At 61.4% G+C, this 25545-nt stretch carries 22 protein-coding genes; 12 read left to right on the top strand and 10 right to left on the bottom strand.

All coding sequences use genetic code 11. The annotated features are described in order from the left end of the window. Positions 1 to 193: 193 nt before the first annotated feature. Entirely contained in the window at positions 194 to 817 is a 624-nt protein-coding gene (locus HX875_RS21840) for an HAD family hydrolase (protein WP_177045602.1), read from the top strand. Here the strand turns inward: HX875_RS21840 and HX875_RS21835 are convergent. Beyond that, positions 814 to 1719, bottom strand: a complete 906-nt coding sequence (locus HX875_RS21835) for a LysR family transcriptional regulator (RefSeq protein ID WP_177045600.1) — start codon at positions 1717 to 1719, stop codon at positions 814 to 816. The genes HX875_RS21840 and HX875_RS21835 overlap by 4 nt on opposite strands. A gap of 103 nt (positions 1720 to 1822) precedes the next feature. Between HX875_RS21835 and HX875_RS21830 the strand changes: the two genes are divergently transcribed. After that, on the top strand, positions 1823 to 2992 hold the full coding sequence (locus HX875_RS21830) for an aspartate aminotransferase family protein (protein WP_177045598.1): 1170 nt from the start codon (positions 1823 to 1825) through the stop codon (positions 2990 to 2992). A gap of 165 nt (positions 2993 to 3157) precedes the next feature. On the opposite strand, the gene punR is transcribed toward HX875_RS21830, so the two are convergent. Further along, entirely contained in the window at positions 3158 to 4069 is a 912-nt protein-coding gene (gene punR / locus HX875_RS21825; protein WP_177045596.1) for a DNA-binding transcriptional activator PunR, read from the bottom strand. A 122-nt stretch (positions 4070 to 4191) separates the two neighbouring features. Between punR and punC the strand changes: the two genes are divergently transcribed. Then, a complete protein-coding gene (punC, locus tag HX875_RS21820; RefSeq protein WP_177045594.1) occupies positions 4192 to 5376 on the top strand; it encodes a purine nucleoside transporter PunC in 1185 nt (394 codons plus the stop codon). A 142-nt stretch (positions 5377 to 5518) separates the two neighbouring features. Here punC and HX875_RS21815 read toward each other — a convergent pair whose 3' ends face one another. Both HX875_RS21815 and HX875_RS21810 read right to left on the bottom strand, forming a co-directional pair. Then, positions 5519 to 6352 (bottom strand): nucleoside-binding protein, encoded by an 834-nt coding sequence (locus HX875_RS21815; protein WP_177045592.1) that lies wholly within the window; start codon positions 6350 to 6352, stop codon positions 5519 to 5521. 144 nt (positions 6353 to 6496) lie between these two features. Then, a complete protein-coding gene (locus tag HX875_RS21810) occupies positions 6497 to 7447 on the bottom strand; it encodes a LysR family transcriptional regulator (protein WP_177045590.1) in 951 nt (316 codons plus the stop codon). 172 nt (positions 7448 to 7619) lie between these two features. On the opposite strand from HX875_RS21810, the gene HX875_RS21805 reads away from it, so the two are divergent. Next, on the top strand, positions 7620 to 9131 hold the full coding sequence (locus HX875_RS21805) for a nucleobase:cation symporter-2 family protein (protein WP_177045588.1): 1512 nt from the start codon (positions 7620 to 7622) through the stop codon (positions 9129 to 9131). Positions 9132 to 9245: 114 nt separating this feature from the next. Here the strand turns inward: HX875_RS21805 and HX875_RS21800 are convergent, their stop codons facing one another. Together HX875_RS21800 and HX875_RS21795 are read right to left on the bottom strand one after the other, a co-directional pair. After that, on the bottom strand, positions 9246 to 10178 hold the full coding sequence (locus HX875_RS21800; protein ID WP_177045586.1) for a proline iminopeptidase-family hydrolase: 933 nt from the start codon (positions 10176 to 10178) through the stop codon (positions 9246 to 9248). 94 nt (positions 10179 to 10272) lie between these two features. Next, on the bottom strand, positions 10273 to 11037 hold the full coding sequence (locus HX875_RS21795) for a LuxR family transcriptional regulator (protein WP_177045584.1): 765 nt from the start codon (positions 11035 to 11037) through the stop codon (positions 10273 to 10275). Positions 11038 to 11219: 182 nt separating this feature from the next. Here HX875_RS21795 and HX875_RS21790 point away from each other — a divergent pair, with 182 nt between their 5' ends. Genes HX875_RS21790 through HX875_RS21765 form a run of 6 tightly spaced genes read left to right on the top strand, consistent with a single transcriptional unit; the run spans position 11220 to position 17393 of the window. Further along, entirely contained in the window at positions 11220 to 12107 is an 888-nt protein-coding gene (locus tag HX875_RS21790; protein WP_008437674.1) for a proline iminopeptidase-family hydrolase, read from the top strand. A 3-nt stretch (positions 12108 to 12110) separates the two neighbouring features. Further along, on the top strand, positions 12111 to 13058 hold the full coding sequence (locus HX875_RS21785) for an ABC transporter permease (RefSeq protein ID WP_076017283.1): 948 nt from the start codon (positions 12111 to 12113) through the stop codon (positions 13056 to 13058). Further along, positions 13055 to 13912: an ABC transporter permease gene (locus HX875_RS21780; protein WP_003218837.1), complete on the top strand. Its 858-nt coding sequence runs from the start codon at positions 13055 to 13057 to the stop codon at positions 13910 to 13912. The genes HX875_RS21785 and HX875_RS21780 overlap by 4 nt, the downstream gene beginning before the upstream one ends. Beyond that, entirely contained in the window at positions 13909 to 14865 is a 957-nt protein-coding gene (locus HX875_RS21775) for an ABC transporter ATP-binding protein (protein ID WP_177045582.1), read from the top strand. Before HX875_RS21780 ends, HX875_RS21775 begins: the two co-directional genes overlap by 4 nt. Then, positions 14862 to 15863, top strand: a complete 1002-nt coding sequence (locus HX875_RS21770) for an ABC transporter ATP-binding protein (RefSeq protein WP_177045580.1) — start codon at positions 14862 to 14864, stop codon at positions 15861 to 15863. The genes HX875_RS21775 and HX875_RS21770 overlap by 4 nt, the downstream gene beginning before the upstream one ends. Before the next feature lie 15 nt (positions 15864 to 15878). Beyond that, positions 15879 to 17393 carry an ABC transporter substrate-binding protein gene (locus HX875_RS21765; protein WP_177045578.1) on the top strand — a complete coding sequence of 505 codons (1515 nt, stop codon included), beginning with the start codon at positions 15879 to 15881 and terminating at the stop codon, positions 17391 to 17393. A 127-nt stretch (positions 17394 to 17520) separates the two neighbouring features. On the opposite strand, the gene HX875_RS21760 is transcribed toward HX875_RS21765, so the two are convergent. From HX875_RS21760 to HX875_RS21745, 4 genes are all read right to left on the bottom strand, one after another. Then, positions 17521 to 18261, bottom strand: coding sequence for a YciK family oxidoreductase (locus HX875_RS21760; protein WP_177045576.1), 741 nt, complete (start codon positions 18259 to 18261; stop codon positions 17521 to 17523). Positions 18262 to 18440: 179 nt separating this feature from the next. Continuing rightward, a complete protein-coding gene (gene mupP, locus HX875_RS21755) occupies positions 18441 to 19112 on the bottom strand; it encodes an N-acetylmuramic acid 6-phosphate phosphatase MupP (protein WP_177045568.1) in 672 nt (223 codons plus the stop codon). A 4-nt stretch (positions 19113 to 19116) separates the two neighbouring features. Beyond that, positions 19117 to 19815 (bottom strand): bifunctional 2-polyprenyl-6-hydroxyphenol methylase/3-demethylubiquinol 3-O-methyltransferase UbiG, encoded by a 699-nt coding sequence (gene ubiG / locus HX875_RS21750; protein WP_177045567.1) that lies wholly within the window; start codon positions 19813 to 19815, stop codon positions 19117 to 19119. Positions 19816 to 19878: 63 nt separating this feature from the next. Continuing rightward, positions 19879 to 21210 (bottom strand): TRZ/ATZ family hydrolase, encoded by a 1332-nt coding sequence (locus HX875_RS21745; protein ID WP_177045566.1) that lies wholly within the window; start codon positions 21208 to 21210, stop codon positions 19879 to 19881. Positions 21211 to 21318: 108 nt separating this feature from the next. Here HX875_RS21745 and mtnA point away from each other — a divergent pair, with 108 nt between their 5' ends. After that, positions 21319 to 22395, top strand: a complete 1077-nt coding sequence (gene mtnA, locus HX875_RS21740) for an S-methyl-5-thioribose-1-phosphate isomerase (protein WP_177045565.1) — start codon at positions 21319 to 21321, stop codon at positions 22393 to 22395. 302 nt (positions 22396 to 22697) lie between these two features. Beyond that, a complete protein-coding gene (gene gyrA / locus HX875_RS21735) occupies positions 22698 to 25352 on the top strand; it encodes a DNA gyrase subunit A (RefSeq protein WP_177045564.1) in 2655 nt (884 codons plus the stop codon). Positions 25353 to 25545 lie beyond the last annotated feature (193 nt).

Here is a 25545-nt window from a genome sequence, read left to right as displayed (position 1 = left end):
TTACCTCCAACTTCTTCGCGATGTGTCGTAAGTTTTATGGAGTTCCCTTCCAGACAAATGTGTGACCGATTGCACCTTCGACACTAAGCAACCCGTCTAGTCCGTGCTGTCGGAAATATCTGAAGTGTTTCGATGCATATTTATGTAATCCATTTATCCTGCATCTGCAGGTGTTTTAAACGGAGATGTCCTTATGACGATTCGCGCAGTTGTTTTTGATTTCGGCGGTGTCCTGTTCGACTGGAACCCGCACCATCTCTACCGCCAACTGATTGCCGACGACCACGAGCGCCAGCAGTTCCTGGACACGGTCTGCACCCAGGCCTGGAACACCGAGCAGGATGCCGGCCGCAGCCTGGCCGAGGCGACCCGCACGCTGATCGCCGAACACCCCCAACACGAACGCTTGATCCAGGCGTACTACGACCGCTGGCACGAGATGCTGCGCGGCGCATTGCCTGAAGGCGTGGCCATTCTGGAAGCGTTGCATGAGGCGAAGATGCCACTGTTCGGCCTGACCAACTGGTCCGCCGAGACCTTTCCCTACGCCCGTGCCAACTATCCGTTCCTGCAGTATTTTCGCGACATCGTGGTGTCTGGCGAAATCAAGTTGATCAAGCCCGATGCTGCGATCTACCACGCCAGCCTGGCGCAGGTGCGTGCCCATCTGCCGGATATCCAGCCGGCTGAAGTGGTATTTATTGATGACGTGGCCGGTAATACCGAGGCGGCCATTGCCTTGGGCTGGCAGGGGATTCATCACGTGTCTGCCGGGCAGACACGCGAACGCTTAGGTGAGCTCGGAGTGAGCCTTTAGCGCGCCCACTTTTCCATGACGAAATCCACAAAGGCCCGCAGCTTGGGCAGGCGATAGCGGTCCTGGGCGTACAGTAAATGCATCGGCCGGCTGGGCAGTTGGTAGGACGTCAATAACGCCACCAGCTTCCCGGCCCGCAGGTCGGGCTCTACCAGTGCGTCCGGCAGCATCACGATGCCCATGCCTTCCAGTGCCGCCTGGCGCAAGGCCTGGGAACTGTTGATGGTCAACGAGCCGGAAACGGGAATTTCCACTTCGCCCTCTACACCGCGCATGCGCCACAGTTTGTCGGCGTTGCGCCAGTCGTCGGTCGCCGGGTAGGCGAATGCCAGGCAGTCGTGCTCCTGCAGATCATCGGGGAGTTGGGGCGTGCCACGGCGCGCCAGGTAACCCGGGGACGCGCAGAGGGTGATGGTGTAATCCAGCATTGGCCGGGCAATCAGGCTTGGAGCGTCCAGCTCCCCCAGGCGGATGGCCACGTCGAAGCCGCTGTCGACCATGTCCATCCGCTGATTACTCAGCACTACATACAGCTTGATCTGGGGATAGCGCTGGGAGAATTCACTGAGTGCCGGTGCCAGGCGTTCGGTGCCAAAGGCCGGTGGCGCAGTGATCCGCAGCAGGCCCTTGGGTACGTCGCTGTTGGCTTGTTCGGCCATCTGTTCGGAGTCGGACACCAGCCCGAGCACTTCCAGGCAACGCTGGTAATAAATCCCGCCAAACTCGGTCAGGCTTTGCTTGCGGGTGGTGCGCTTGAGCAGGCTGACGCCCAGGCGTTGTTCCAGGGCGCGCAGGTGATTGCCGACCATGGTGGTGGACATGCCGCACGCCTGCGCCGCCGCCGTCATGCTGCCGGCTTCCACCACTTTCACGTACACCGTCATCGCCTGGAACAGATCCATTATCAAGCCTTGATTTAAAGTGATTGCAGGAATGCGCAGTTTATCCAGCTCGGGTGGCTAACGATACTGGCGCCATCACTACGATGCACTGGAGCCTCACGCCATGACCGCCGCCTGCCTGATGACCACTTATCAACCGTCGCCCCTGAGCTTTACCCGTGGCCTTGGCACGCGCCTGTGGGACCAGCAGGGTCGTGAATACCTGGATGCCGTGGCGGGTGTGGCGGTGACGAATGTCGGCCACTCCCACCCACGGTTGGTGACGGCCATCAGTGAGCAGGCCGGTTTGCTGCTGCACACCTCCAACCTCTACAGCATCGACTGGCAGCAGCGGCTGGCCCAGCGCCTCACCCAACTTTCCGGGCTGGACCAGGCCTTCTTCAACAATTCCGGGGCCGAGGCAAACGAAACGGCGCTGAAGCTGGCGCGGTTGCATGGCTGGAAAAAGGGTATCGAACAGCCTCTGGTGGTGGTGATGGAGAATGCTTTCCACGGGCGCACCCTGGGCACTATGTCTGCCAGCGACGGGCCTTCCGTGCGGCTGGGGTTTCAAAAGCTGCCGGGGGACTTCATCAAGGTCGGCTTCGGTGACTTGAAGGGGTTGGAGGCGGTGACCGAGGAGTTCGGCGCGCGGATTGTCGCGGTGCTGCTGGAGCCGATCCAGGGCGAAAGCGGTGTGCAAGTCGCGCCGCCGGGTTACCTGAAAGCCTTGCGCGAGCACTGCACTCGCCAAGGTTGGTTATTGATGCTCGATGAGATCCAGACCGGGATCGGCCGCACCGGTCGCTGGTTTGCCTTCCAGCATGAAGGCATCGTGCCCGATGTGATGACCCTGGCCAAAGGCCTGGGCAACGGCGTGCCGATTGGTGCGTGCCTGGCCCGGGCCGCCGTGGCGCAATTGTTTACGCCTGGCAGCCATGGCAGCACCTTCGGCGGCAATCCGCTGGCCTGTCGGGTGGGGTGTACGGTGCTGGAGATCATCGAAGAACAAGGCCTGCTCGACAACGCGGCACAACAGGGCGAGCGGTTGCTGGCGCGCTTGCGGGTGGAGTTGAGCGAACATCCCCAGGTGCTGGCGATTCGCGGGCAGGGGCTGATGATCGGCATTGAGCTGGCGACGCCTCACCGCGACCTGGCCCAGCGCGCGGCGCACGAGCATGGGCTGCTGATCAACGTGACGCGGGGCAAGATCATCCGCCTGCTGCCGCCGTTGACCATTGACGGCAAGGAAGTGGAGATGATCGTGCGGGCGCTTTCCCGGCTGCTGGACTAGATCTACCCATCTTCCGTAGCAGCTGTCGAGCGCCAGCGAGGCTGCGTAGGACGCACCTCGGTCACGGGTCAAACTCGATGGCGGTGGGGCTGCCGACGCAGGGTCCCTGGCCAAACTCGATGGCGGTGGTGCTGCCGACGCAGCCTCGCTAAAGCTCGACAGCTGCTACGCGGGGCCGTTCAACCACTCCTGATTCAGGGTTTCGGTATCCCCCAGATAGTCGAGCAACCAGGCCATGGCCGGCGACAGTTTGTTCTGCGCCCACGCCACGCACGACGGGCTGGCTGGGAAGGGCCGGGACAGTTGCAGGGCGCTCAGCTCGCCGCGTTCGATCCACGGTTGCACCAGGTGCGCCGGCGCCATGCCGACGCACAGGCCATCTCGCAGGCAATCAATCGCCGAGGCCCAATGGGGCACCACTAAACGACGCTGGTTATCCAGGGTCCAGGTGTCGCGCTTGGGCAGGTTGCGCGAGGTATCGGTCATGCACAGGGAGGCGAAAGGTCGCAGTTGGTCATCGCTGAGCAAGCCTTTTTCCGTCGCCAGCGGGTGCCGGCTGCTGACCACACACAGCCAGTTCAACAAACCCATGTCGCGAAACGTGAACTGGCTGGCCACCGGCACCGCGCTGGTGGCACCGATCACAATGTCGGTGCGGTCGTCGGCCAGGGCATCCCACACCCCGTTGTACACCTCGTAATCCAGCAGCAATTCCACCTCCGGGAACTGGCGATAGAAATCCAGCACCAGTTGCCGGCAGCGCTGCTGTTTGACGATGGAGTCCACCGCGACTTTCAGTTGGCCACTCCAGCCATTGGCCACTTGCTGGCACAGCCGGCGGGTGCCGAGCATTTTTTTCATGACGCCGCGGGCTTCGTCGATAAACAATCTACCGGCGGGCGTCAGTTCCACATCCCGATGACGTCGGACAAACAGCGGCACCGCCAGCCATTCTTCGATTTGCCGCACGGTGTAGCTGATGGCCGACGGCACGCGGTGCAGTTCCTGGGCGGCGGCGCTGAAACTGCCGTGGCGGGCCACTGCATCCACTACATCCAGGGAATATTCAGACCACATGGGTGTTGCCTTCAAAAATATTGATAGGAAAGTCCAATTATTCTCGCTTCACAGGGAAGTATGCAGCTTCATAATAGGCGCCAGTCAGCAAATAGTTTGATGGCAGGTTATACAAGGCTTCAATGAAAAATTCTTTTGGATTCACCTGGTACCTGGCGGGGCTGAGCATGCTCGGCTATCTGGCCATGGATATGTACTTGCCGGCGTTTGGCGCCATGGGCGAGCAACTGCAGATTTCACCCGGCGCAGTGGGCGCGAGCCTGAGCATTTTCCTCGCCGGCTTTGCCGTCGGGCAGTTGCTGTGGGGGCCGCTGTCCGACCGGCTGGGGCGCAAACCGGTGCTGCTCACCGGGCTTTCGCTGTTTGTGCTCGGTTGCCTGGGCATGTTCTGGGTCGAGACCGCACCGCAGTTGTTGGCCTTGCGCTTTGTGCAGGCGATTGGCGTGTGTTCCGCCGCCGTCAGCTGGCAGGCGCTGGTGATCGACCGTTACCCGGCGGATAAGGCCCATCGGGTGTTCGCTGGCATCATGCCGCTGATGTCCCTGTCACCCGCCCTGGCACCACTGCTGGGGGCATTGATGTTGAATCATTGGGGCTGGCAGGCGATCTTCGGTGTGTTGCTGGTGGTTTCGTTGCTGTTGCTGTTGCCGACGTTGTTTCTCAAGCCTTTGCCGAAACGCCTGACAACCGACGGCGAACCTTCCCGACTCGGTTATGGGCAACTGCTCAAGTCGCGGGTGTTCACCGGCAACGTGATGATTTTTGCCGCGTGCTCGGCCAGTTTCTTCGCCTGGCTCACCGCCTCGCCGTTCATCCTCGGCGGCATGGGCTACAGCCCCAACGACATTGGCTTGAGCTATGTACTGCCAACGCTGTCATTCCTGATCGGCGGCTACAGTTGCCGCAGCGCGTTGCAGCGCTTCCAGGGCAAGACCTTGTTGCCGTGGTTACTGTTGGCGTACTGCGTCAGCATGGTGGCGCTGTACCTGGTGGCCACCTTGACCGTGCCCACGCTCGCCACCTTGCTGATCCCGTTCTGCCTGATGGCTTTGGTCAACGGCGCCAGCTACCCGATCGTGGTGGCGAATGCGCTGATGCCGTTTGCAGAAAATTCCGGCAAGGCAGCGGCATTGCAGAACACCTTGCAGTTGGGCCTGTGCTTTCTTGCAAGCCTGATCGTGTCGTCGATGATTGACCAGCCGCTGTTGATTACCGCGATTGTGATGCTGGCGACGGCGCCATTGGCGGTGTTGGGCTACTGGCTGGCGCGGCCGAAGGGTAGTGACTCGGAGCTTGCACCTGCTTGACCTGATAATGCCGTCAAACTGTGGGAGCTGGCTTGCCTGCGATGAGGGCGGCATATCCGACATCATTATTGGCTGACCCACCGCTATCGCAGGCAAGCCAGCTCCCACAGTTGATCGGGTTCCTTGAGCAAGCATGGGGGGATTAGAAAGTCACTTCCATGTTCACCGTCGGCGTTGAAGTGCGGCTGCCCCGGCCGCCGTCCACACCGAACTTGTTATGCCAGTACTCGTAGCCCACGCCCAGGTACAGGTTGGGCTTGACGCTTTTGCCCGGGCGCACCGCCACCATCAGCGCGGTGCGCATCAGGGTTTCCGGCGCGGTGTCGCGGCCGTGGAAGTCCTCGCCCTTTTCCCCGACATGATTGATAAACCCCTGAAACTTCGCCCCGTGGTTGCCGATCTCGAAAGGGCGCATCCAGGTCAGGTTGAGCATGTAGGTATCGTCGAAGGTGTGGTCGGGTTCTTTCGCGCCGGGGATGCCGGAATGGTTCCTTTCCTTGTAGTACATCAGGCTCAGGTCCAGCACGCCGATGGTGTTGAACTTCAAGGTCGGGCCAATCACCAGCGCGCGCTTTTTCGCCGACGCCAGGTTGTTGTTGCGGTTGGCGTCAAAGCCGAAGGTCAGTGCGTAATCCTTGATCACCCCGGTGCCCAGCGGCACATCGAAGACCCTTGAAGCGTACAACTGGTGCCGGTACACGGCGTACACCTCGCTGCCGCCGTGGTCGGTACCCTTGCGCGGGTCGCGGCTGTCGGACAGGAACACATCGAGGTTCAGGTAATTGCTGCCGTACTGGTAACCGCTGGCGTGGGTGAAACTGTAAATGCGCTTGCTGAATTCATCCGGGTTGTTCGGATTGGTGAACTGTTGGCCGTAGCGAAATCCTACGCTGTTGTTCATCCACTCCAGCGCGACAGCCTCCCCGCCGCCGAACAGTGTGAGTAATACGGTTGCGCCGTGCAGTGCCTTTTTCATTGTTTTAATTCCTTTGGCGTTTTGGCTCATGGCAACCGTGCAAGGGTCGCCGGGCGCAGTATCCGCACATCCGTTGTGGGTTCCAAAGAACAGAATCTCGCCTGGGCCGATGCCGAAACGGCAGCACTGAAGCTGGCCTGGAAGTCAGGAAATACGCGGTGCCCGGGGTGTTTCCTGATGTTCACGCAAGCTGATTTCTTCACTGAGCAGATGGGCCATGGCTTGCACCGCAATCGGCAAGTCCCGGTCTTTGCGGGCGTACAGACCGAGGTCGCTGAAGATCCCGCCCTGGTCGCTCAGCGGAATGTGCAGGAGTTCACCGCGGGCCAAATCCACTTCCACGCCGATGCGTGTCTGGAACGCGATGCCCAGTTGCTGGCGCGCCAGTTGCCGGGCCAGTTCCATGGAGTTGCTGTGCAGCAGCGGTTTGTTCGTCGCCGCCGAGCGCTTGTGCAGAGGCGCGATCAGGTGATGAACCGACAGCTCGCTCTTGGCCTGGATCACCCCATGTTCACAGCAGCGCGCGTAACTCACGCTGGCCTCGCCCGCCAGGGGATGCCCCGGCGCCATCAACGCGCCCAGGCGGAAATGGCCGACACACACCTGGATGGTTTCGCTGCTGCGCGGTAAGGCAAAGGCCAGCCCCAGATCAGCCTGGCCATTGACCACCGCGCCTGGAATTGACTGCGAACCCTGCACCGTGACGCCAATGGTGACCTTCGGGTAGCGCTCACGCATGCGCTTGAGGGCGGCGGGCAACAGCTCCACGGTGGCACCTTCCACCGTGGCAATTTCCACATGACCGGTCTGCACACCGTTCAAACCGTCCAGCTCACCGCGTACACGTTCCACATCCTGCAACAGGATGCTCACGTGACGGGTCAGGATCTCGCCGGCGGCGGTCAGGCGCAGCCCGCCGGGCAGCCGCTCAAACAGCGACGCGCCCACTTCATCCTCCAGCTTGAGGATCTGCCGGTTCACCGCCGAAGAGGCGACGTTCAGGCGGCGCGCGGCTTCGCGGATCGAGTGGCAGCGGCGAACCATGTCGAAGTAGTAAATCGCCGGGGCGTGAATGCGCAGCTTGCGGTTGAGCATTTTTTTCAAGTCCTTGTGCGCAGCGCTTCAAGCCACGGGGCAGGGCGGCTGAATGGATTTTTGTAACATCGTTTATGATGGTTTTGTGAAATTGATTGTATACAACTCTATGGACATCCAATCTTTCTATTGCATACAGTGAGTGCACAACAAAAACAGAGAACCCCTCACCATGACTATCCCGAAGGCGTCACCGCAGCGGCCAGAAGATGAGAATCTCGGCGTCGCAGCCAACATGGCTTACGGCCTGCAGCATGTGCTCACCATGTACGGCGGCATCGTGGCCGTACCGTTGATCGTCGGCCAGGCGGCCGGGTTGTCGCCGGCGGATATTGGCTTGCTGATTGCCGCCTCGCTGTTTGCCGGTGGCTTGGCCACGCTTTTGCAAACCCTTGGGCTGCCGTTCTTCGGCTGCCAGTTGCCGCTGGTGCAAGGGGTGTCCTTTGCCGGGGTGGCAACGATGGTGGCGATTGTCGGCAGCGATGGCGCGGGCGGCATCCCGGCGATTCTCGGCGCGGTGATGGCCGCGTCGTTGATCGGGTTGTTGATCACCCCGGTGTTCTCACGAATCACCAAATTCTTCCCGCCGCTGGTCACGGGCATTGTGATCACCACCATCGGCCTGACCCTGATGCCCGTCGCCGCCCGGTGGGCCATGGGCGGTAACAGCCGCGCCGCGGATTTCGGCAGCATGCCGAACATCGGCCTGGCGGCACTGACCCTGGTGCTGGTGTTACTGCTGAGCAAGATCGGCAGCGCGACCATCTCGCGGCTGTCGATCCTGCTGGCGATGGTGATCGGCACGATCATCGCGGTGTTCCTTGGTATGGCTGACTTCTCCAGCGTGACCCAGGGCCCGATGTTCGGCTTTCCCGCACCATTCCATTTCGGCATGCCCACCTTCCACCTGGCGGCGATCATTTCCATGTGCATCGTGGTGATGGTGACGCTGGTTGAAACCTCGGCGGACATCCTCGCGGTGGGCGAAATCATCGACACCAAGGTCGACTCCAAACGCCTCGGCAATGGCCTGCGTGCCGACATGCTGTCGAGCATGTTTGCGCCGATCTTCGGTTCGTTCACCCAAAGCGCGTTCGCCCAGAACGTCGGGCTGGTGGCGGTTACCGGGGTCAAGAGTCGCTACGTGGTCGCCACCGGCGGGATATTCCTGGTGATCCTCGGCCTGCTGCCGTTCATGGGGCGGGTGATTGCGGCGGTGCCGACTTCGGTGCTGGGCGGGGCCGGGATCGTGCTGTTCGGTACGGTGGCGGCCAGTGGGATTCGTACCTTGTCCAAGGTCGATTACCGCAACAACATGAACCTGATCATCGTCGCCACTTCCATCGGTTTTGGCATGATCCCGATTGCGGCTCCGAGTTTCTATGATCATTTCCCGAGCTGGTTTGCGACTATTTTCCATTCGGGGATCAGTTCGTCGGCGATCATGGCGATCCTGTTGAACCTGGCGTTCAACCACTTCACTACCGGCAACTCGGACCAGCAGTCGGTGTTTGTTGCCGGCACTGAACGCAGCTTGTGCTTCCAGGATGTGGCGGCGTTGCGGGATGGGGATTACTTCAGCGGCGGCAAACTGTTTGATGCCGAGGGCAAAGAGATTCCATTGCTGGCGGAAGTGCCGAAGAAAGCGGCGGTGCAGGGCAGGGCACAGACCAGCGAGGTTTGACGAAGCAGAAGAGCTTTGCGTAGCAGCTGTCGAGCCTTGGCGAGGCTGCGTCAGCGGTGTATCTGACACACCGCTGACGCAGCCTCGCCAAGGCTCGACAGCTGCTACGGCTGGTTAGCCAGTCTTGAGTGCTTTGTGGGGCAAGGAACAAGCTTCATCCAAAAACTGCACCACCGTCCCCATGCACGCCTGCCGCTCTTCAACATGCGGCATGTGGCTGGAGTCTTCGAACAGCGCCCAGCGCACGTCGGAAATCTCATCCAGGAACGGCTTGACCACCAGTGGCGTGGCCTCATCATGCCGGCCGGAAATCACCAGGGTCGGCACATTGACCTTCGACAGCCGGCCAATCACGTTCCAGTCTTTCAAACTGCCAATCACATGGAATTCCGTCGGGCCGCTCATGGCGTGATACACCGTCGGGTCCGAATCCACCTGGGCGAATGTGCGAGCTACTTCTTCCGGCCACGGATTGACCCGGCACACGTGCTGGTCATAGAAAATCCGCGAAGCGGTCAGGTATTCAGGGTCTTGGTAGCTGCCGGCCTGTTCGTGCTTGAGCAGGGTCTCGTGCACGCCTTCAGGCAACAGCTTGCGCAGGCGGTTGGCTTCGCTGACCCAGGTACGCATGCAGGTCGGCGAGTTGGCCGGGATAAACGCACGCAGGCCCTTGGGTTGCAGGATGGCGTGTTCGCTGCCCAGCATGCCGCCCCAGGATTGCCCCAGGATTGCGTAGTTGTTGCTGATTTGCAGGTGGTCCAGCAGGTTGTCCAGTTCTTCCAGGAACAAGCCGACGGTCCAGAACGAGGGGTCTTTGTCAGGCAGGTGCGTGGAGCGGCCGTTGCCCAGTTGGTCGTAGTGAATGACGGCGTGGCCACTGGCAGCAACGTCCTTGTAGGCTTCGACATAATCATGGGTACAACCCGGGCCGCCGTGGAGGATGACCAGCGGCGTAAGGCCGCTGTCCAGGTTGCCGGTGACCCGATACCAGGTTTGGTAGTCGCGAAAGGCCGCATAACCTTCGCGGATTGTTTCGATGAATTCCATTTCGTGCCCTGCCTTGAGAAAAAATGATCAGGCACACGATAGTCGGCACAGAAAGTTTAAGTAACTAGCAAAACAGCTAGGTTTTTCCTTCGGATCAGTCTTCCAGCAACCGGTAGTGGGTGGCTCGTACCACCGCCTGCACCCGGTTCTTGGCCCCCAGTTTGTGCATGGCCGAAGCCAGGTGCAGGGTGACTACGGCCAGGGACCGGCTCAATTGCGTGGCAATCTCGGCGGCGGTCAGCCCGTCGGCGGCCCATTTCAGGCATTCACGCTCACGCTTGGTCAGGCGGATATGCGGGTAGGAACGCAGCTCCTTGCTGAATAGCGGGTAGGCCGCTTCCTGCAAGGCGTGGGTAATCAGGCTGAAGTCTGACAACGTGCGGCGGGCGTCCTGCAACACCGTACTGGCCTTGCCGGTGCGCAGGCCGGTCAGCGAGGCGAAGCCGCCCCGGGGCAAATGGATCGGCACGCTGACGCCGCAGGTCATCTGCCGGTCGTGCAGGTAGCTGGAAACCGGGGCGTGGCAGGGGTCGATGATCTTTTGCAGTGCCGTATCGGCCTTGGCCTCGTAAGACCAGACAAATGGTGAAACCGTAGACAGCGCCAGGTGCTGCACCGGATCGATCTGATAGAAGCCAGCGCTGCACCACAAGCTGTACCAGTCGGGTGGCGTATTGCGCAGTTGCAGCACAGAAGGGGTGATCAGTGCACCATTATGGTCAATGGGCACGGGGGTGTAGTCGTAGACCAACGCATCGAAACCCAGGTCCTGGGCCAATACGAGGGTGTTGTCCATCTGTTCATCCAGGCTCCTGCCGGGGATGAGACGGTCATTAAACGCCGTTAGCCTGGCCAGCATCCGTTCTGCTCCCGAATTCGTTTGAATCTCGTCTTGCTGCAAGTAGAATGCCACGCCCCGGCGAAGGACTGCCAGACCAAACCTATAAGAATTACCAGGTTATGGACGCGCGGCATCCTCGGTAGTGTTGGCCTTTAAACGGCCACTATTCCCAGGGCCGACACACAACAAGGAATGTATGCATGTGGCGTGAAATTGCCCCCGACCAGCGGTACAACGTGCAAGTCGATGGTCACAACCTCGTGGCCTATAGCTTTGGCGAAGGCGATGAGGTGTTGCTGTGTCTCAATGGCGGCCCGGGCCTGCCTTGCGACTACTTGCGCGACGCTCATGGCTGGCTCAAGGACAACGGCCTGCGAGTGGTTGCATTCGACCAGCTTGGCACGGGCGCTTCAGCCAGACCGACTGATGTTTCGCTGTGGGAAATCAGCCGTTATGTCGAAGAAGTCGAAACCGTGCGCCAGGCCCTCGGCCTTGGTCGCGTGCATTTGCTAGGGCATTCCTGGGGCGGATGGCTGGGCATCGAATACGCCATTCACTACCCCGACGCGCTGAAAAGCCTGATCCTGGAAAACACCGTAGGCGATATTCCGCACCTGTCCCTGGAGCTGGAGCGCCTGCGCGGCGCCCTGGGCAGCGAAACCGTGGCGATGATGCAACGGCATGAAGCGATGGGCACCCTCGATCACCCGCAGTACCAGGCGGCCATCACCTTGCTCAACTACCGCCACGTCTGCCGCCTGGACGAGTGGCCGGCGCCGGTCCAGCGTTCCCTCGGCGACTGGAACATGGGCCCCTACGAAACCATGCAGGGCCCCAACGAATTCCTCTACATCGGCAACCTCAAGGATTGGAACCGCATCCCCGAGATGGCCGAATTCAAAATGCCGATACTGATCACCACCGGCCAGCACGATGAACTGACCCCGGCCTGCGCCATGCGCATGAAAAGCGCCGCTCGCCACGCTGAATTGCACGTGTTTCCCAACAGCAGCCATATGCCGTTCTACGAAGAGCCCCAGGCTTACTTCCCGGTGCTGCTGGACTTCCTTGCTCGTCACCGAGGCTGACGGATGAACCTGGCGCGTTACCGTTTTGTGCTGTCCCGGCCGCTGCAGTTGCTGCCGGTGCTGTTTGGCATCAGCCTGATCACCTTTGTGCTGGTGCGCTCGATTCCCGGCGACCCGGCGCGTGCCCTGCTGGGGTCGCGCAGCACGCCGGATGCGTTGCTGAAGATCCGCGCGCAGTACGGCCTCGATCAGCCCTTGTGGCTGCAATATTTCTACTTCCTGAAAAACCTGCTCAAGGGCGACTTGGGCCAGTCGCTGCTGTACAAGGTCGACGCGCTGAAACTGATCGTCACCCGCATCGAGCCGACCTTGTTCCTGGTGCTCGGCAGCGTGCTGCTGGCGCTGTTGATCGCGGTGCCGATGGCCACCGTGGCCGCACGTAACAAGGGCGGCTGGGCGGATAACCTGATCCGGCTGTTCACCACGGTCGGCCTGGGCATGCCGGCGTTCTGGCTGGGCTTGATGCTGATCCTGTTGCTCAGCGTGCAGTGGGGGCTGTTCCCGGTCTCCGGCTATGGGCGTACCTGGCTGGACAAGGCACACCACATGGTCCTGCCATGCTTGACCATCGCCCTGGCGCTGTCGGCGGTGTTGGTGCGTAACCTGCGGGCGAGCATGTTGATGGAGTTGCAGGCCGATCACGTCACCGCCGCCCGGGCGCGAGGTTTGTCGGAGGCGGCGGTGTTTCGTCGCCACGTATTGCCCAACTCCCTGGTGCCGGCGGTCAACCTGCTGGCGGTGAACATCGGCTGGTTGATCAGCGGTACGGTGGTGATCGAAAGCCTGTTCGCGATTCCCGGCATCGGCCAGTTGCTGGTGCGCGGGATCTTCACCCGCGACTACATGGTGGTGCAGGGCGTGGCGATGGTGCTGGCTTGTGCGACGGTGCTGGTCAACTTTGTCGCCGATGTGGTGACGGTCGCGCTGGACCCTCGAGTGAAAATGCAATGAGCAGCCGCCCCTTGATTGCCCCGTGGCGCTTGCGCCTGCGCTTCGGTTTTCGCAATGGCCGGCTGACGGCGGCCTGGGGCCTGTTGATTCTGCTGACATGGCTGGCACTGGCCGTTTTTGCACCGTGGATCGCACCCTTTGACCCGATTGCGCAAAACACCGACATCAGTTTGCTGGGTCCCAGCCAGGCCCATCCATTTGGCACGGATAACTACGGGCGAGACATCCTTTCGAGGGTGATATGGGGTGCACGTATCGACCTGCAACTGGCAGTGGTAGGGGTGATCTTTCCGTTCCTGATCGGCACCTTTGTCGGTGCGGTTTCCGGTTACATCGGCGGGCGTTTCGACAGCTTCTGCATGCGGGTGATCGACGTGATTCTCGCGTTCCCCTTCCTGGTATTGATGCTGGCGATCATGGCCATTCTCGGCCCGGGCTTGAAGAGCTTTTATATCGCCATGGCGCTGGTGGGCTGGGTGTCCTACGCGCGGCTGATTCGTTCGCAAATCCTGGTGCTCAAGGAAAGCGACTTCGCCCTGGCCGCCAAAAGCCTGGGTTTTGGCCATGGGCGCATTCTGTTCCGGCATCTGTTGCCCAACGCGATGTTCGGCTCGATTGTGTTCTCGATGTCTGACGCGGTGCTGGTGCTGCTCAACGGTGCGGCGGTCAGCTACCTCGGTTTGGGCGTGCAACCACCGACAGCCGAGTGGGGCACCATGGTTGCCGAAGGCCAAGCGTTCATCACCACCGCCTGGTGGATCTGCACCTTCCCGGGCCTGGCCATCGTGACATTGGCCATGGGCTTCAGCCTGCTGGCCGATGGTGTGGCGCAAGTGTTGGGGGACCGCTCATGAGCCTTCTGCAAGTGCGCGACCTGAGCGTGATCGCCAATAACACCGGGCGTGATGTGACGCTGGTGGACCGGGTGTCTTTCGACTTGGCCGAAGGTGAAATCCTAGGCCTGGTGGGTGAAAGCGGCTCGGGCAAGACCATGGCCTGTCGGGGGCTGATGCGCTTGCTGCCGTCCCCGAGCCTGCGGGTGCAAGGCGGCTCGGTACGTCTGGCCGGCCAGGAGTTGCTCACGCTGGATGATGCCGGGATGCGCGCGGTGCGCGGCGGGCAACTGGGGATGATTTTCCAGAACCCCAGCAGCCACCTCGACCCACTGATGCGCATCGGCGAGCAGATCGCCGAGGGCATCCGCCTGCACCAGGGGGCGTCGAAAAAGGACGCGCGCTTGCAGGCCATCGAAGTGCTGCGCCAGGTTGGCATTCCCGATCCTCAAGCGCGTATCGACAATTACCCTCACGAGTTTTCCGGCGGCATGCGCCAGCGGGCGATGATTGCCGTGGCCCTGGGTTGCAATCCCAAGGTGCTGATCGCCGACGAACCCACGACAGCCCTCGACGTCACCGTACAGGCGCAGATCCTGCGCCTGCTGCTGGACCTGCGGGACCAGCGTGGCCTGTCGATCATCATGATCACCCACGACCTGGGCGTGGTGGCGCAAACCTGTGATTCCATCGCCGTGATGTACGCCGGCCGCCTGTGTGAGCACGGCAGCAAATACGAGCTGCTGGCGCACCCGCAACACCCTTACACCGCCGGCCTGATCGAGTGCCAGCCTGCCACGAGCAGCGGCCACGCCTTGTTGCGCACCATCGCCGGGCAGCCGCCATTGCTCGACGCATTGCCCAAGGGCTGCCGGTTCAACCCGCGCTGCCCGCAAGTCGGCACCTTGTGCACCGAGCTGCTGCCGGAAGGCGCGCGGGTGGCCTGTCACTATCCCTTGGGAGTTCGCCCATGACGCTGTTACAGGTGAATGACCTTGAGGTGCGTTTTGCTGCCGCCGGCGGCGGCCTGTTGGGTCTGAATAAACAGTGGGTGAGGGCGGTCAACGGCGTGTCCTTGACCCTGGCCGCCGGTGAAACCCTCGGTTTGGTGGGCGAGTCCGGCAGCGGCAAAAGTACGTTGGGGCGGGCGATCCTGCACCTCAACCCGATCAGCGCCGGGCAGGTGGTGTTTGATGGCATCGATATGGCCCACGCCGGGCCGGTCGATATCGCGCGTTTGCGGCACGAGACGGCGATGATCTTCCAGGATCCCTACGCGGCCCTGAACCCGCGTCTGACGGTCGGCGAAACCATTGCCGAAGTGCTGCGGGTGCAACGCAAGGTGTCGTCAGAAAATATCCCGCGCCGGGTCGACGAATTACTCGACCTGGTAGGCCTGCGCCCCGAGCTTGCCAGCCGCAAGCCTGGCTCCCTCAGCGGCGGCCAGTGCCAGCGCGTCGGCATTGCCCGGGCGCTGGCGGTAGAACCGCGGCTGATCATTGCCGACGAATGTGTGGCGGCCCTGGATGTGTCGATCCAGGGCCAGATCATCAACCTGCTGCTGGAACTGCAACAGCGCATGAACCTGGCGATCCTGTTTATCGCCCACGACCTGGCCATCGTCCGCCGTCTGTGCGACCGGGTGGCGGTGATGTACCTGGGGAAAATCGTCGAGGAAGGCCCGGTGGAAGCGGTGTTCACCACGCCGCGTCATCCGTACACGGCGGCCCTGATCCAGGCGATTCCGGAGATTGATCCGTACCGCCTGCTGCCCAGCGAACCGTTGCCAGGCGAGCCACCGAGCCCGCTGAAACTGCCCAATGGCTGCGCCTTTCACCCGCGTTGCCGGCATGCGCGCGCAGTTTGTGCCGAGGTATTGCCGCCGACTCATTTTGTGCAAACGCATCGGTACAGTTGCGTGCTTGAAGAGCCTTTGACCCTATCTGCCACTCGTGAACAACCGCCGTTATAGACAAGGAGTTATGACATGCAATCCCGTCACTTGAAGTTGCTCGCCGCCGCCACGCTCACCGCCTGGTCGCTGACCGCCGGTATCGCCCACGCGGCGGGTGTGCTCACCATCGGCTGCCGCGAAGACAGCACCACGTTTGACCCGATCAAAAGCGCGCAGAACCGCGATACCTGGGTGTTCGCCAACGTCTACGACACCTTGGTGCGCGTGGATAACCTGGGTACCAAGATGGAACCGGGGCTGGCAGAAAGCTGGGACATTTCCAAAGACGGCCTGGCGTATACCTTCAAGCTGCGTGCCGCGAAGTTCTCGGACGGCTCGCCGATCACCGCTGACGACGCCGCGTTCAGCCTGTTGCGCATCCGCGACAACAAGGCCTCGCTGTGGAGCGACCCGTTCAGCCTGATCAACACGGCCAAGGCCAGCGACCCGCAAACCCTGGTAGTGACCTTGAAAACCCCGGCGGTCGCCTTCCTCTCGCAACTGGCTTCGCCGACGGTATCGATCCTGTCGGAAAAGGCCATGACCAAGATGGGCGAAGACGCCTACTCGGAGAACCCGGTGACCTCCGGCGCGTTTACCGTGGGCGAGTGGCGCAAGGGCGATCGGGTGATCCTGAAGAAGAACCCGAACTTCTGGCAGGCCGGCAAGGTGAGCCTGGATGGCGTGGAGTGGGTGTCGGTCACCGACGACAATACGCGCATGCGCATGGTGCAGAACAACGAGCTGGACACGGCGATCTTCGTCCCGTTCTCCCGGGTTGAAGAGCTGAAAAAAGACAAGAACGTGGTGGTCCACTCCGACCCGTCGACCCGTGAAGATCACCTGTTGATCAACCATGCCCACGGCCTGCTGGCCAAGCCGGAAGTGCGCCAGGCGCTGGACATGGCCATCGATAAACAGTCGTTGGTAAAAACCGCCACCTTCGGCCAGGGCACTGTGGCCTATTCCTACATTCCCAAAGGCTCGCTGTACCACTACGCCAACAACCTGCAACGCCCGTATGACCCGACTGAAGCCAAGAAACTGCTGGCTGCTGCCGGCGCTCAGGACTTGAAACTCAACTACGTGGTCAACGCCGGCAACGAAGCCGACGAGCAGATCGCGGTGATGATCAAGGATCAGTTGGCCAAGGTCGGCGTGACGGCCAACCTGCAAAAGGTCGACCCGACCCAAAGCTGGCAGATGCTGGTGGACGGCGAATACGATATTTCGGTGATGTACTGGACCAACGACATCCTCGACCCGGACCAGAAGACCACCTTCGTGCTGGGTCACGACACCAACCAGAACTACATGACCCGCTACAAGAACGACAAGGTCAAGGACCTGGTGGCGGCCGCACGGATCGAGGCCGACCCGGCCAATCGTGAGCAGATGTATGTCGACCTGCAGAAAATGGCGAAACAGGATGTGAACTGGATCGACCTGTACTACAGCCCGTACATCAACATCTCACGCAAGAACGTGAGCAACTTCCTGCAAAACCCGTTGGGGCGCTTCACGCTTGAGGAAGTGGTGAAGAACTGAGTTTTTAATCACACCACCAACCAATGTGGGAGCTGGCTTGCCTGCGATGCGGGCACCTCGGTGTTTAAGTCACACCGCGGTGATGCTATCGCAGGCAAGCCAGCTCCCACACAGACCGTGTCAGTTGTTATTGCGCGTCAAACGCCTGGCCATTGATGCCGGTACTGTCCGGCCCCATCAGGTACAGGTACACCGGCATGATTTCTTCCGGTGTCGGGTTATCGGTCGGGTTCTCCCCTGGGTACGCCTGGGCCCGCATTCTGGTGCGGGTAGCGCCCGGGTTGATGCTGTTGGCACGCACCGGTGCGACGTTATCCAGCTCATCGGCCAGGGTCTGCATCAGGCCTTCAGTGGCAAACTTCGACACCCCATACGCGCCCCAATAAGCGCGGCCCTTGCGGCCCACGCTGCTGGAGGTGAACACCACCGACGCATCCTGGGACAGCTTGAGCAGCGGCAACAGCGTGCTGGTCAGCATGAACATCGCGTTGACGTTCACGTGCATCACCCGCATGAAATTCTCACCCGACAACTGTTCGATCGGCGTGCGCGGGCCGATGATCGAGGCGTTGTGCAGCAGGCCGTCGAGGTGGCCGAATTCCTTTTCGATCATCGCTGCCAGCTCATCGTATTGATGGGGCAGGGCGGTCTCCAGGTTGAACGGGATCACCACGGGCTGTGGCTGGCCGGCGGCTTCGATTTCGTCATAGACCTGCGCCAGGTTGGCTTCGGTCTTGCCCAGCAACAGCACGGTGGCGCCATGGGCGGCATAGGTTTTTGCCGCCGCTGCGCCGATCCCGCGACCGGCGCCGGTGACCAGGATGACCCGGCCCTTGAGCAGTTCTGGACGTGCGGAGTAATCAAACATAAACAACCTCGACAAAGTTCACAGAAAATCCATGTGATTGAGTGCGGCTAAGGCTCTTGTGGCGAGGGAGCTTGCTCCCGCTGGGGTGCGCAGCAGCCCCGGCTTTTCGCGACGGCTGCGCAGTCGAACGGGAGCAAGCTCCCTCGCCACAAAGGCGCATCAACCTCAAGCATTCCCGATCAGCAGCTGCACAGCGCGCTATCCAGCACTTTGCGCAATTCCAGCGGGTGATCCACCACCACGTCGGCACCCCAGTTGCGCGGGTTGTCGTCCGGGTGGATATAGCCATAGGTGACCGCCGCAGTGCGGGTGCCGGCGTCGCGGCCCGACTCGATGTCCCGCAGGTCATCCCCCACGAACAACACGCTGGCCGGGTCCAGGTCGAGCATCTTGCACGCGAGGATCAGCGGCTCCGGGTCCGGCTTGCTGTTCTTCACGTGGTCCGGGCAGATCAGTAGCGCCGAGCGCTCCGCCAGGCCCAGTTGCTGCATGATCGGTTCGGCAAAGCGCAGCGGCTTGTTGGTGACCACGCCCCAGATCAGCCTGGATTTCTCGATATCCGCCAGCAGCTCTTCCATGCCCTCGAACAGCTTGCTGTGGATGGCGCAGCCCTTGAGGTAGCGCTCCAGGAATTCCTGGCGCAGCTCTTCAAAGCCTGGGGATTCGGGGTCCATGGAAAAGGTCACGGCGACCATCGCCCGGGCGCCGCCGGAGATTTCATCGCGGATGTGCTGGTCGTTCATCGGCGCCAGGCCGCGGTCAGCCCGCATGGCCTGGCAGATGGCGATAAAGTCCGGCGCGGTATCCAGCAGGGTACCGTCCATGTCGAAAAGAACCGCTTGCAACTTCACAGGCTTACTCCTCGCGCAGGGTCTGGATCATGTAGTTGACGTCAACGTCGCTGGCCAGCTTGTAGTGCTTGGTCAGCGGGTTGTAGGTCAAGCCGATGATGTCCTTGACGGTCAGCCCGGCCTGGCGGCTCCAGGCACCCAGCTCGGAAGGGCGGATGAATTTCTTGAAGTCATGGGTGCCGCGGGGCAGCAGCTTCATGATGTATTCGGCACCGATGATCGCGAACAGGTACGCCTTCGGGTTGCGGTTGATGGTGGAGAAGAACACCTGGCCGCCGGGCTTGACCATGCGGAAGCAGGCGCGGATCACCGAGGACGGGTCTGGCACGTGTTCGAGCATTTCCAGGCAAGTGACCACGTCGAACTGCTCGGGCATCTCTTCGGCCAGCTCTTCGGCGGTGATCTGCCGGTATTCGACGTTCACGCCCGACTCCAGCTGATGCAGTTGGGCCACGGCCAAGGGCGCTTCGCCCATGTCGATGCCCATCACGGTGGCGCCGCGCTGGGCCATGGATTCGCTGAGAATGCCGCCGCCGCAACCCACATCCAGCACCTTCTTGCCGGCCAGGTTGACGCGCTCGTCAATCCAGTTGACCCGCAGCGGGTTGATGTCGTGCAGGGGTTTGAACTCGCTTTCGCGGTCCCACCAGCGGTGGGCCAGGGCTTCGAATTTGGCGATTTCAGCGTGGTCGACGTTGCTCATGGGGAATCCTCTAAATCTGATAAAGCGTTTTGCCGGTCCTGGCATGCACTGCCAGGGCGGGCGTTATTCGGTGTGTCCGCTGATGCGTTGGCCCCAGGCGATGGCCGTGGCGCACAACTGTTGCTCATCCAGGCGGGTCAGTTGCCGGTCGTCGAGCAATTGCTTGCCGCCGACCCAAAGGTGTTTCACACAATCGCGTCCGGTGGCATATATAAGCTGTGAGACCGGGTCGTAGATCGGTTGTTGCGCCAGGCCCGACAAGTCGAAGGCCACGATATCGGCGGCCTTGCCCACTTCCAGCGAGCCGATTTCACTTTCCAGGCCCATGGCCCGGGCGCCGTTGAGGGTGGCCATGCGCAGGGCGCGGTGGGCATCCAGGGCGGTGGCCGAGCCGGCGACGGCCTTGGCCAGCAGCGCGGCGGTGCGGGTTTCGCCCAGCAGGTCGAGGTCATTGTTACTGGCGGCGCCGTCTGTGCCTACTGCCACATTGACGCCGGCTTGCCACAGGCGTTCCACCGGGCAGAAGCCACTGGCCAGTTTCAGGTTGGATTCCGGGCAGTGGATCACGCTGGTGTTACTTTCTACCAGCAAAGCCAGGTCGTCCTCGCTGATTTGGGTCATGTGAACGGCCTGGAAGCGCGGCCCCAGCAAACCCAGGCGACCCAGCCGTGCCAGCGGGCGTTCACCGCGTTGTTCAACGGACTGCTGCACTTCGAAGGCGGTTTCATGCACGTGCATGTGGATCGAGGCGTCCAGCTCCTCGGCGATCACCCGGATTTTTTCCAGGTTTTCATCGCAGACGGTGTACGGCGCGTGTGGGCCGAAGGTGATTTTGATTCGCGGGTGATGCTTGAGGTCGCCGAACAGCTCGACGCCCTGGCGAATCGCCTCGTCGGCGTCAGCAGCGCCGGGAATCGGGAAATCGAGGATCGGGATGGCGATTTGTGCGCGAATGCCCGCGTTGTGCACGCGTTCGCTGGCGACTTTCGGGAAGAAGTACATGTCCGAGAAGCACGTGATGCCGCCCTTGATCTGTTCGGCGATCGCGAGGTCGGTGCCGTCGCGCACGAAGGCTTCGTCGACCCACTTGGCCTCGGCGGGCCAGATGTGGTTTTCCAGCCAGGTCATCAGCGGCAGGTCATCGGCCAGGCCGCGAAACAGCGTCATCGCCGCGTGGCCGTGGGCGTTGATCAGGCCGGGGCTGAGCAGCATGCCCGGCAGTTCACGCACCTCGCTGGCCTTGAGCTTCAAGGCCGCCGCGCGTGGGCCGATAAACGCAATACGCCCGTCGCGAATGCCCAGGCCGTGCTCCTTGAGCACGACACCGGCAGGCTCGACAGGTACCAGCCAGGTGGGCAGCAGCAATAAGTCGAGCGGGGCGGCAGTCGGTGTCATCGAGGGCGGTTTCCCAGGCATCTATAAAGAACGGCGAAGTATACCCGAGCGTCCTGGCTGGCGGATCGCTATAATCGGCGGCTTTTGTTCATGAGTGCGGGGTGAAGGATGCGCGATCGACTGTTGGCAGCGGAGACGGTGAAGGCCATTGATTGGCGTGATGGCGCACTGTACCTGCTCGATCAGCGTATTTTGCCGTCCTCGCAAACCTGGGTCGCCTGCACCAGTGCGGCCGAGGTGGCCGAGGCCATTCGCTCGATGGTGGTGCGCGGAGCACCGGCCATTGGCATCAGTGCGGCGTATGGCCTGGTGCTGGCCGCGCGTGCGCGCATCAAAGAGGGCGATGACTGGCAGGCCGCCTGGGAAGAGGACTACGCGCTGCTAGCGGACACCCGCCCGACGGCGTCGAATCTTTTTTGGGCCATGAAGCGCATGCGCGATTGCCTCGATCGCCTCAAGAAACACGCCGACCCGTTGAAGGTGCTGGAGGCCGAGGCGGTGGCGATTCACCAAAGCGACCGTGAGGCCAACCTGACCATGGCGCAGCTGGGTGTGGAGCTGATCCGCAAGCACCAGGGCAATGTCCAGGCGATCCTCACCCATGGCAATGCCGGTGCGCTGGCCACGGGCGGCGTGGGTACGGCCCTCGGTGTGATCCGCGGGGCGTTCCTGGAAGGCATGGTGGAGCGGGTCTACGCCAACGAAACCCGGCCTTGGCTGCAAGGCTCGCGGTTGACGGCCTGGGAGTTGTCCAACGACGGCATTCCGGTCACCGTGAATGCCGATTCGGCCGGCGCGCATATTCTCAAGACCAAGGGTGTGACCTGGGTGATCGTCGGTGCCGACAGCATTGCCGCCAATGGTGACGTGGTCAGCAAGATTGGCACCTATCAGTTGGCAGTGTGCGCGATGCATCACGGCGTACGTTTCATGGTGGTGGCGCCCAGCTCCACCATCGACCTGATGGCGGCCAGTGGCGATGACGTGCCGCTTGAAGAGCGCGACGCCCGTGAGCTGCTGGAAGTCGGCGGCACCCGTGTGGCGGCCGATGTAGACGCCTTCAACCCGGTGTTTGACGTAACGCCGGCGGACCTGATCGACGTCATCGTCACTGAAAAAGGCATTGTCGAGCGGCCCGACACGGCGAAGATGGCGCAACTGATGTGTCGTAAACGCCTGCATTGAGGCAATTCGCCCGCAAAAATCCCCTTGGATCCGGCTCTAAGCCCCTCTCGTCGCCGTCAAGCCTGTCATCCGTCAACTTACTATGCTCCATGCGCATCAGGGGGATAGGTGCGTGGCGGCGATTGTGATAACATCCGGCGGTTTCCAGGGTCACCCCAAGGGGTAACCTTTAATGCGCAGATCCGTGTCATAACTCGTTGATTTGTCGTAAGTCGTTGCCAGGCATCATGCCAGCAGCGGCGAGCTTCGTTCGTCCCATAGGATGTGACGAGGTTTCACCCGAAAAAGGAATCAGGCTTCTCATGGGCGAACTGGCCAAAGAAATCCTCCCGGTCAATATCGAAGACGAGCTGAAACAGTCCTACCTCGACTACGCGATGAGCGTAATTGTCGGTCGGGCACTGCCTGATGCGCGCGATGGCTTGAAGCCCGTGCACAGGCGTGTGCTGTTCGCGATGAGCGAGCTGGGTAACGACTGGAACAAGCCGTACAAGAAATCTGCCCGTGTTGTCGGTGACGTGATCGGTAAGTATCACCCTCACGGCGACACTGCGGTGTACGACACCATCGTTCGGATGGCCCAGCCGTTTTCCCTGCGCTACCTGCTGGTAGACGGCCAGGGCAACTTCGGTTCGGTCGACGGCGACAACGCTGCGGCCATGCGATACACCGAAGTGCGCATGACCAAGCTGGCGCACGAGCTGCTGGCCGACCTGCACAAAGAAACCGTGGACTGGGTGCCGAACTACGACGGCACCGAAATGATCCCGGCGGTCATGCCGACCCGTATTCCCAACCTGCTGGTCAACGGCTCCAGCGGTATCGCCGTGGGCATGGCCACCAACATCCCGCCACACAACCTCGGTGAAGTCATCGACGGTTGCCTGGCCCTCATCGACAACCCCGAGCTGACCGTCGATGAGCTGATGCAATACATTCCGGGTCCGGACTTCCCGACCGCCGCGATCATCAACGGTCGCGCCGGCATCATCGAAGCCTACCGCACCGGTCGCGGGCGCATTTACATGCGCGCCCGCTCGATGATCGAAGACATCGACAAGGTCGGTGGCCGTCAGCAGATCGTTATCACCGAACTCCCGTACCAGCTGAACAAGGCCCGTCTGATCGAGAAGATCGCCGAGCTGGTTAAAGAGAAGAAGCTGGAAGGCATCACCGAACTGCGCGACGAGTCTGACAAAGACGGTATGCGCGTAGTGATCGAGTTGCGTCGTGGCGAAGTGCCTGAGGTGATCCTCAACAACCTCTACGCCCAGACCCAGCTGCAAAGCGTATTTGGTATCAACGTGGTAGCGCTGATCGACGGCCGCCCGCGCATCCTGAACCTCAAGGATCTGCTGGAAGCCTTCGTGCGTCACCGCCGCGAAGTCGTTACCCGTCGTACCGTATTCGAACTGCGCAAGGCCCGTGAACGCGGCCATATCCTGGAAGGCCAGGCGGTTGCGCTGTCGAACATCGACCCGGTTATCGCCCTGATCAAGGCCTCGCCGACGCCGTCGGAAGCCAAGGAAGCCCTGATCAAGATGCCGTGGGAATCCAGCGCCGTAGTGGCGATGGTTGAACGTGCCGGTGCCGATTCGTGCCGTCCGGAGACCCTGGACCCGCAATACGGCCTGCGCGACGGCAAGTACTTCCTGTCCCCGGAACAGGCCCAGGCCATCCTGGAACTGCGCCTGCACCGCCTGACCGGCCTGGAACACGAGAAACTGCTGGCCGAGTACCAGGAGATCCTCAACCAGATCGGCGAGCTGATCCGCATCCTCAACAGCGCCGTGCGCCTGATGGAAGTGATCCGCGAAGAACTGGAAGTGATCCGCGCCGAATACGGTGACGTGCGTCGCACCGAGATTCTCGATGCCCGTCTCGACCTGACCCTGGGTGACATGATCCCGGAAGAAGATCGCGTCGTGACCATCTCCCACGGTGGCTATGCCAAGACCCAGCCTTTGGCTGCGTACCAGGCCCAGCGTCGTGGCGGTAAAGGCAAATCGGCTACCGGCGTCAAGGATGAGGACTACATCGCTCACCTGCTGGTTGCCAACAGTCACACCACGCTGCTGCTGTTCTCCAGCAAGGGCAAGGTGTACTGGCTGAAAACCTACGAAATCCCGGAAGCGTCCCGCGCCGCCCGTGGTCGTCCGTTGGTCAACCTGCTGCCGCTGGACAGTGATGAATACATCACCACCATGCTGCCGGTGGACGAATACACCGAAGGTCACTTCATCTTCATGGCCACCGCCAAGGGCACCGTGAAGAAGACCCCGCTTGAGTCTTTCAGCCGTCAACGCAGCGTGGGCCTGATCGCCCTCGAACTGGATGAAGGCGACGTACTGATTTCGGCCGCCATTACCGATGGCGAGCGTGAAGTCATGCTGTTCTCCGACGGCGGCAAGGTGACGCGCTTCAAGGAATCCGACGTTCGCGCCATGGGCCGTACCGCCCGCGGTGTGCGCGGCATGCGTCTGCCGGAAGGGCAGAAGCTGATTTCGATGCTGATCCCGGAAGAAGGCAGCGAGATCCTCACTGCTTCGGCCCGCGGCTACGGCAAGCGTACTGCCATCAGCGAGTTCCCTGAGTACAAGCGTGGCGGCCAGGGTGTTATCGCCATGGTCAGCAACGATCGCAACGGCCGTCTGGTCGGCGCGGTCCAGGTGCTGGATGGCGAGGAAATCATGCTGATTTCCGACCAGGGCACCCTGGTACGTACCCGGGTTGATGAAGTGTCGAGCCTGGGGCGTAACACCCAGGGCGTGACCTTGATCAAGCTGGCCAGCGACGAGACGTTGGTAGGCCTGGAGCGTGTCCAGGAGCCATCGGAAGTCGAAGGCGAGGAGCTGGAAGGTGAAGAGCTTGAGGGCGAGGTAATCGCCGGTGGCGATGACAACGTCGACGAGCCAACACTCGACGCTGCCGCAGACGAAGAAGAACCGCAGGAATAAGCGGACACACAGGGGGCGGATGAAGATTCGCCCCCTTGTTGTTTGTCCCTTTTGAAATACGACGCCGCGCCGCTCTTGTAGGAGCCGGCTTGCCGGCGATGGCATCAACTCGGTTCAAGTGAAGCGCCGAGTCGTTTGCATCGCTGGCAAGCCGGCTCCTACAGGGTTCCGCGTTGCGGGATGTTGATTGCAG

The sequence above is a fragment of the Pseudomonas yamanorum genome (genome assembly GCF_013386765.1).
GTDB lineage: Bacteria > Pseudomonadota > Gammaproteobacteria > Pseudomonadales > Pseudomonadaceae > Aquipseudomonas > Aquipseudomonas yamanorum_A.
The sequence above is the reverse complement of the archived record's forward strand: the minus strand, read 5'-3'. Positions and strand labels throughout refer to the sequence as shown.